10 protein-coding genes and 1 pseudogene are annotated in these 8,106 nt (G+C 37.0%); 8 read left to right on the plus strand and 3 right to left on the minus strand.

The genetic code is table 11. The features are described 5' to 3' along the window. From BGC07_RS21560 to BGC07_RS02685, 8 genes are all read left to right on the plus strand, one after another. A partial coding sequence (locus BGC07_RS21560) for a hypothetical protein (RefSeq protein ID WP_235602856.1) occupies positions 1–245 on the plus strand: 245 nt, incomplete at its 5' end. Beyond that, positions 242–1,399 (plus strand): IucA/IucC family protein, encoded by a 1,158-nt coding sequence (locus BGC07_RS02655; RefSeq protein WP_158006847.1) that lies wholly within the window; start codon positions 242–244, stop codon positions 1,397–1,399. The genes BGC07_RS21560 and BGC07_RS02655, both read left to right, overlap by 4 nt. After that, positions 1,377–1,733 carry a hypothetical protein gene (locus tag BGC07_RS02660; RefSeq protein WP_069311856.1) on the plus strand — a complete coding sequence of 119 codons (357 nt, stop codon included), beginning with the start codon at positions 1,377–1,379 and terminating at the stop codon, positions 1,731–1,733. The genes BGC07_RS02655 and BGC07_RS02660 overlap by 23 nt, the downstream gene beginning before the upstream one ends. Before the next feature lie 99 nt (positions 1,734–1,832). Continuing rightward, positions 1,833–2,282 carry an MFS transporter gene (locus BGC07_RS02665; protein WP_268801691.1) on the plus strand — a complete coding sequence of 150 codons (450 nt, stop codon included), beginning with the start codon at positions 1,833–1,835 and terminating at the stop codon, positions 2,280–2,282. 89 nt (positions 2,283–2,371) lie between these two features. Further along, positions 2,372–2,950 (plus strand): MFS transporter, encoded by a 579-nt coding sequence (locus BGC07_RS02670; RefSeq protein ID WP_069311858.1) that lies wholly within the window; start codon positions 2,372–2,374, stop codon positions 2,948–2,950. Then, complete coding sequence (locus BGC07_RS02675; RefSeq protein ID WP_069311859.1) at positions 2,943–4,721, plus strand: IucA/IucC family protein; 1,779 nt, start codon at positions 2,943–2,945, stop codon at positions 4,719–4,721. Before BGC07_RS02670 ends, BGC07_RS02675 begins: the two co-directional genes overlap by 8 nt. A gap of 48 nt (positions 4,722–4,769) precedes the next feature. Beyond that, positions 4,770–5,996: a type III PLP-dependent enzyme gene (locus BGC07_RS02680; RefSeq protein WP_069311860.1), complete on the plus strand. Its 1,227-nt coding sequence runs from the start codon at positions 4,770–4,772 to the stop codon at positions 5,994–5,996. Between the two features lie 5 nt (positions 5,997–6,001). Beyond that, the gene (locus tag BGC07_RS02685) at positions 6,002–6,925 is read left to right on the plus strand and encodes an ABC transporter ATP-binding protein (protein WP_077216717.1); all 924 of its coding nucleotides are present in this window, start codon (positions 6,002–6,004) and stop codon (positions 6,923–6,925) included. Here the strand turns inward: BGC07_RS02685 and BGC07_RS21565 are convergent. The 3 genes and pseudogenes from BGC07_RS21565 to BGC07_RS02700 all read right to left on the minus strand — a co-directional run bounded on the left by BGC07_RS21565 (position 6,866) and on the right by BGC07_RS02700 (position 8,099). Beyond that, positions 6,866–7,060 (minus strand): hypothetical protein, encoded by a 195-nt coding sequence (locus BGC07_RS21565; RefSeq protein WP_235602857.1) that lies wholly within the window; start codon positions 7,058–7,060, stop codon positions 6,866–6,868. The two genes, BGC07_RS02685 and BGC07_RS21565, sit on opposite strands and share 60 nt — an antisense overlap. Further along, positions 7,060–7,437 (minus strand): nucleoside deaminase, encoded by a 378-nt coding sequence (locus tag BGC07_RS02690; protein WP_235602858.1) that lies wholly within the window; start codon positions 7,435–7,437, stop codon positions 7,060–7,062. The genes BGC07_RS21565 and BGC07_RS02690 overlap by 1 nt, the downstream gene beginning before the upstream one ends. Before the next feature lie 251 nt (positions 7,438–7,688). Next, a pseudogene (locus BGC07_RS02700) lies at positions 7,689–8,099 on the minus strand (integrase core domain-containing protein). Positions 8,100–8,106 lie beyond the last annotated feature (7 nt).

Genomic DNA, 8,106 nt, shown 5'->3' on the forward strand with positions numbered 1-8,106 from the left:
AATACATTTATCAGAGAAATATTCATGGTGTTAACAATGGAAAAATAGTAAATTTAATAAAAAATAAAAGTAATCACTTCAATTTACCCACACCACTCAATAATACCCACTGGCTACAGTGCCAATTAAACTCTCAAGAAATAATTTTTCCCATTCAACCTAGTTGTTTTATGCAAAAATGGTCATTGACAGCTCCCACTTGGTACATCAAAAAAATAATCAATATCAGCAATCCACAGCAATGATTACGCTGCTCAAAATGATCTACCAACAATATGAAACTCGAGATAACAGCCCTCTCTTATTTGCCATTAATGAATATAAAGCGGCTGTATACCAAACTATAATTTGCAATCATCAAAACACAAACTTATCCCAGGATAAAATCAATAAAATCAATAAAATTAATTATAAAAATTTTTCAAGTCTATTGCAGTGTGATCATATTGCCTCATTTTTAGATCACCCGCTTTATCCCACCGCCAGAGCAAAATTAGGCTTTAACACACAAGACTTATATCATTACACTACTGAATTTAAAGCTAAGTTCAAACTCAACTGGATTGCTGTACCAAAAGCCTTATCAACACTCTCTGGCACTCTTCCTTCATTTTGGCCAAGCTTTACCGATGTAGGCTTAAATCAATCACTCCAACACCGTTATACGCTACTTCCTGTTCATCCATTTTTAATCCAACGTTTAAAAAGCCTGCTTAATTCACAAGAAATAGAGTTACCTTTCATTAAAGCACCTCGCTCATTCCTCACAGTCAAACCAACCTTATCAATCCGCACGGTAAGCATAACAGATCATAATAATTTTCACCTAAAACTGCCCTTAGATATTCGAACTCTCAGCACTAAAAATATTCGCACAATTAAAGCCAGCACAATTAATGATGGCCACCAGGTCCAGTCTTTGCTTGAATATATTCGCTCTCAAGATATTGAACTAAGAAATAACATTTCCCTAACCTCAGAGCATACCGGCATGCATGTCAACTCTCAGCCAATGCTTGCCTTTATTTTACGTCAGTACCCAGAGCAACTAAAAAACCACTGGATTATTCCAATCGCTGCACTAGGTGCAAAAAATAATGGCAAGCTTATCATTCAACATTTAGTTGATGATCACTTTAATAAAGATATAAATCAATTTTTAAACAGTTACTTTAATCTTATTATCCATACGCACTTAAAGCTCTGGTTAGTTTATGGAGTTGCACTCGAAGCGAATCAGCAAAATAGTCTACTTGTCATCAACCCAACAACTAAAAACCTTTCCTTATTATTTAAAGATAACGATGCCCCAAGAATAAACTCTAAAATCCTTATTAAGGCACTACCTCAATCACAAGACTATTTGAAAAAAAATCATGGATCAACGTATTTTAACTGAAAGCAATACAGCATTACTCCAAATGTTTACGACCATTATCTTACAACTAAACCTTGCCTGCATCATTGAACCGATGATACAAGAAGACTTAATGACCAAAAAACAAGCCTATAGCCAGCTGGCGAGAACTATTGAAAATAAACTCAATCAACTCGAGCAACAAGGCATAGATGTTAATTTTTGCCGGCATGCTTTATTACAAGATGATTATCTTTATCTAAAGCGCCTTTATACTGCGGGCACGTTACTTCCGAAATCGATGACTGCAGCTGCCGATATCAATAAATTTTATGGTAAAACTGCACCTAATTTTTTAAAGTGGCAAAACTTATGATAAAGCGATCTACACTATTTAGCGTTATTCTATGCCACTTTATTGCCGCCTCTGCAACACTAGGCATTGCTCCTTTCTTTAGTATTATTTTAGATAAAAATTTTTCACTTAGTTAACTCCCCTTTAGTTGGCTTTTTATATGTGCTGCCAACATTGCTCACAGCAATCGCCAGCCCACTATGGGGAAAGTTTGCCGATAAAGTCAATAAGAAATCTGCCTTACTAAGGGCACAACTTGGCCTATCTTTAAGCTTTTTAATTGCCGCCCTTTCATCCGGACATTTAGTCATTTTTATTATTTCGTTGTGCCTACAGGGTGTGTTAGGAGGAACACTGGCTGCAGCAAATGCCTATCTTGCAACGACTTCTAATCGCAACCAGTTAAGTAACCTATTGAACCTCACTCAGTTTTCAGCACGAGCCGCACTTTTAATCGCTCCGATTGCAATTGGGTTTCTTATTAACCTGTTTTCACCACTAAGCGTTTATTTTTTGACTTGCTCTTATCACTTTAGTTTCAGCAATTATTATTTATTTATCAGTTCCTAAAGATAATACACACAAGTCAATAGCAAACTCACAATCAGCCCATACCAGCACTCGAAAAAGAAACTGCTCATCAAAAAAAGGCAAATATCTTGCCTTACCCTTATCTGTTATTAGCAAGCTTTATATTTAATTTTAGCACTGTTATCAGTTTTCCTTATTTTATTACTCTTTTACAAAACCACTTTGATATACATTCTGGAGTAATGTTAGGCTTTCTTTTTGGTTTACCTCATGTGGTCTACTTAATTAGTATTTTTACCTTGCAAAAACATCAGCAAAAACCATCACACCAGACTTGGATGTTTATCATTTCATTAATCATCTTAGCCTTGAGTTTTTATTGGCAGAGCCTAACAGCAAGTTTTTCTATATTAATCACAATGCGTATTTTAATGGGCGTTGCAATTACCCTTGGATTTATTAGCCTCAATCGAATGATTTCAACATTAAAGCTGCAAAAACAAGAAGGTAAAGTCTTCGGTTGGCTTGATAGTATTAGCAAGTGGGCAGGCGTTTGTGCAGGCTTGATTGCAGGCATCAGCTATCAGTCACTAGGAATAACAGCACCTTTTGCGATAGGTGGCTTTGTTTTACTCATTACTTCTCTTTTTCTAAGCATCTATTTGTGTAAACGTCAACACATGATTACGAGGTCATATCATGCCTAATCTACATCCTGTTTACTCTATGGACTCAACCTCTTTAGCCGAACGTCACTCTATTCAAGCATTATTAAACTGCTATTGCCGCGAAATTGCAATGCCGAATCATGGGCTAAAGCTATTACCATTACACCGAGAAGACACACTTTATGCTTATCTGGATGATAGAGCCTCTCTTATTGAGAAAAAATACCAATTAATACTTATCCTACCAGATCACCAAAAAATCCTTATCGCGATACATAAGCCGAGCTTAACCTATCACTTTACCTATGTTTCTGTGCCAATTATTACTTCAAGTAATGAAACATCCAGCCTGAGCAAATCCCACTATAAGCTTCTTTATTTTAGTGATTTAGTATTAACCATTACAAATGCGCTTGCCAAACAACATGAATCATCTATTAATTTAGAGTTTATACAACAAGCAATCCAAAGCTATCAAGTGATGGAGTGTTTTTTAAAACAACGACCGAACAACCATCATCTTAACTTTATCCAATCAGAACAATCTTTAGTTTTTGGTCATGAGTTTCACCCAACACCTAAAGCAAGACAAGGTTTTGAGGCGGAAGATATTCATATTTATTCACCCGAACTATCAAACTCATTTCAACTTTACTATTTCAAAATTAATAAAAGTCAATTAAGGAAGTACAATCAGAATCATCAGCTGCCTCCAGTTATTATAGAAAAAGAAGATCATTTGCTCTACCCTATTCACCCTTGGCAAGCTCAATATCTATTGCAGCAAGAAGAAGTCAAGCAAGTGCTGATTAATAACCATATTCAACCCATAGGCCCATTAGGTGATTACTTTTCAGCGACTTCTTCTGTACGCACACTTTTTCAGGAAAACCACCCATACTTTTATAAGTTCTCCCTCAATGTACGCTTAACAAACTGTATCCGTAAAAACTCTGAAACTGAACTAAAAACAGCAATAGAACTCACACATATTCTCAACCAACACACTCAAGACCTCAGCAAAAAACACCGATCTGTCACCCTACTTAACGAGTCTCATGCATTTAGCCTAAAGCTGGATATGATTATTACTAATAATCCAATATTAAACAAAAAAATCACAGAAGGCTTTGGCTTTATCTTAAGAGATAACCCACTTTTCCAAAACACCTCTGATATTACATCACCTTCAGAGCCTTTACTTGCAGTAGGATTATTTTCTAGCCAACCCCATCAAAATAGTTGGATTGAAACAATTCTGCTTAAATTAGCACGCCATGAAAAATGTCCGTATGAGGAAGTTGCTCTTAAGTGGTTCAACCGCTATATCAACATACTGATTCCAGCAATTTTAGATTACTATTTGTGCCATGGCATTACCTTTGAGCCTCACTTGCAGAATGTACTCATTAAGTTAGACGATGAATACCCTTGCCATATTTACTTACGAGATTTAGAAGGAACAAAACTAAACCCTAAATACAGCAATATTTCTCTTAATCACCTGGACCAAGCCACCCGATCATCAATGACTTATAATACTGATCAAAGTTGGCAGCGCATTATTTACTGTCTTTTTATCAACAATATATCAAGCAGCATTCACTTTATCAGTAAAAACTCTGAACATCTAGAAAAAAAACTCTGGCAAAATGTATCACTCACCTTAAGAAAATACCAAACCAAACTTTCTAACCAGCAAGCTTTAGAGTTTAAGCAAAGACTCTTTAACCCAACTTGGCCCTATAAGGCAAACTTAAAAACACGATTTTTAAAAAGCGCAGACAAAAAGCAAAATATATTCCTTTAGACAACCCATTATTAAAATCAACAAATTAAAATATTAACCTGGAAAATCATGAATACTACAATTCAATCAAAAATACATGGTCTTATTAAAAATATAAAAAATGAAAAAATAAGTCATAATGATCAATCTCTCTTTTGTTCGTATTTCTATGACCTTGATTCACTTAAAACGCATAGTCAGGAAATTGTCCGGGAATTGCCTCAATCTTGTCAGATGTTTTATGCGACAAAAGCAAATTCAGAGCTTCCAATACTTAAAACACTGTCAGAAGATGTGCATGGGTTTGAGGTCGCTTCATTAGGTGAGCTAGAACTGATACAACAACACTTTCCAAATCACCCTATTATTTTTGGCGGCCCGGGTAAAACCAATGATGAATTAGCTGCTTGCCTTAAGAGTAAGCAAGTCGAGTTAATCCATATCGAAAGTTTTTTCGAGCTTATACGCTTAAGTGATTTATGCAAGAAAAATAAACAATCGTGCGATATTTTACTACGTTTAAATATCGAACTTCCTTCCCTACCGAAAACAAAGCTTACAATGGGCGGAAGCCCAACACCCTTTGGTATGGATGAAGAAACACTTATTTCTTGCCTAAGTTTTATTAGCCGACAAAATGATATTCATCTAAAAGGTATTCATTTACATCTTGCTTCTTTGCAAACATGTGAAGAAACTCACTTAAACTTGATAGCTGATTATTTTGATTACTTTAAAAAGCTACAAAAACACGGCCAGCTAACTCTTAACCACCTTAATGTTGGTGGCGGCATCGGCATTAATTATAATGATCCTAATCATAAATTTAACTGGCGATATTTTTGCTCTAAGCTCGATACAATAATTAAAAATAAAGAGCTCACTAATACAACCATCCGTTTTGAGTGTGGGCGCTATATCAGCGCTTTTTGCGGTTATTATGCGATCGAAGTCATCGATATCAAAGAAACACACGATCAAAACTTTATTATTTGCCGAGGAGGAACCCATCACTTTCGTACCCCCTATGCCCAAGGTCATAGCCACCCTTTTACAATTTTGCCTATAGAGCATTGGCCTCACAGCTATACACGACCTGAACTTAAACAAGCAACAGCAAATATCGTCGGCCAACTCTGCACCCCTAAAGATAAACTTGCTTACAATCGCCATATTCACCACATACGTGTTGGGGATATTGTTATTTTTAGCCATGCTGGTGCTTATGCTTGGAATATTTCCCACCATAACTTTCTACGCCACCCTCAACCTGATATGCATTTTATTAAAGGTTAATCACTATGTTTGCTCAACAAAATAAACTTATATCCCCTCAACCAAGCCCCTTAAGTTGTGCTAATATACATTTTAAAATTAAAGGTCAAACCATTCTTAATGATATTACCTTAGAGATCCCCGCTGGAAAAATTTCAGCACTGATAGGTCCCAATGGCTCTGGTAAAAGCACTCTTCTTAAGCTGCTTACCGGTTTAATTACACCCAATCAAGGTTATATTGACCTCAATCAATCAGAGCTATCTACGTTCAAACGCAAAGAAATCGCTAAGTATATTTCATTTTTGCCTCAGCGTTCAGTCATTCCAGATCAGTTTACCGTTGAGGATTTAATTGTTGCTGGACGTTATCCTCATCAGGGTTTGCTCAGACGACTTCACGCCAAAGATCAACAAGTGATTCACTGGGCCTTAGATGTGACAGAAATGACAAAATACCGTCAACGACATTTGCACCAATTATCTGGCGGTCAACAACAACGTGCCTGGCTTGCAATGATTCTTGCCCAAGAAACCCCTCTGATTTTACTTGATGAGCCAACAACTTATTTAGATATTAAGCATCAGTTACAAATGATTGAACTTATCAAAAACCTGAATATTAACCATAATAAAACAATTCTTTGGGTTTTACATGACCTTAATCAAGCAATTCAAAACAGCGACTATCTATTCGTATTGAAAAATGGTCAGCTCATCACCCAAGGCACACCCAAACAGTTAATAACAGACGATAAGCTTGCTCAAACCTTTGAAATTACGATAGACGCTGCTCAATACCACGAGCAAAAATTTTTTAATATTTTCAAAATAACCCACAGGCCCACAGGCGCCTTTCGCAAAAATAGCACTATGAAGAGGCTGCCCTATTTATGGTGCCTCTCCGTAGCGCTCAACTTCATTATTTTTATAGTAATCAAACGCATCTAAAGAGTTATCGGTTCTAGCACGTTCAACCTTCATATACTGGCGCTGACTATAAGGCCGAGCAAGCTCCTCATAAATCATTGCATCTGAAAAATCAACGCCCGGCTCTGCAGCATCAAATCGAGTCGCAGCAAACATTAATTTTTGATGCCAGCCCAATAAATAGCAGACATACACATCGGACATGGCTCTGTGCTACTGTATATCACGCAATGTGACAACTGACTGGGCTGAAATAACTTTGATTTATCCTGGTGAATGGCTCCTAAATTGAACACTCCAAGTTCCGCTGCTGCCATACGGATAGTTACAATTTCAGCATGTGCAGTAGGATCACGCTGCAAAGTCACACGATTACGGTTAACCCAGTGGCGTATCACCTCCCCAGAATGGCTATCAATCTGAACCACAACTGCACCAAAAGGCCCACCGCCATTTTTAACAGACTCTAACGCTTCCTCATTTGCGAGCTGAATCCACTGATCACTTGGCGCTGAAATTTCCTGATAACACATGACTAAACTCCATCCTTTTAATTTAAATTATCTTAAACATCAATCTAAACAATAAGCTGCCTCACAGTCTTACTTTGAGCATAATTAACGATGGACAGATATGCCAACAGAAAACCAATTGACTTTATACCCCAGACTTCTGCATCCAATAAAATTGAAGCTTCAATGGCTGGTGTTGGTTCCTGTTTAGATAATGCGCCTGTTGAGTGCTTTTTTGACAGCTTGAAAAATGAGAAACAAAGCCCCCATTTTTATGTCAGTGCTAAAGTGGAATTTCTGTGCTTTTCATTTCTCATTTTTTTAAAGTTAATTGGCGATAAATTCGCAAGTGACTCATGAGGACGTTCATTGTTATACTGCTCAATCCATGGCCCAGTAATCTGCTGTACCTCTTCTAAGCTATAAAACCAGTGTGCGTCCAAAACATCCTAGCGATAAGTCCGATTGAATCGTTCAATAAAACCATTTTGTGCAGGCTTTCCAGGCTGGATATGATAAAGTAATATATTGTGTTGCTCGGCCCATTTCTTAAAATCGCTCGAAACTAGTTCCGGACCATTGTCACTTCGAATAATTTCAGGGTAGCCTCTTAATTCAGCAACTTGATCAAGTAACCTCGTTACGGCTACTGATGGCAAGGAAAAAGCAGGCTCAATCAACAAACACTCT

The organism is Piscirickettsia litoralis (genome assembly GCF_001720395.1).
GTDB classification, from domain to species: Bacteria; Pseudomonadota; Gammaproteobacteria; order Piscirickettsiales; family Piscirickettsiaceae; genus Piscirickettsia; species Piscirickettsia litoralis.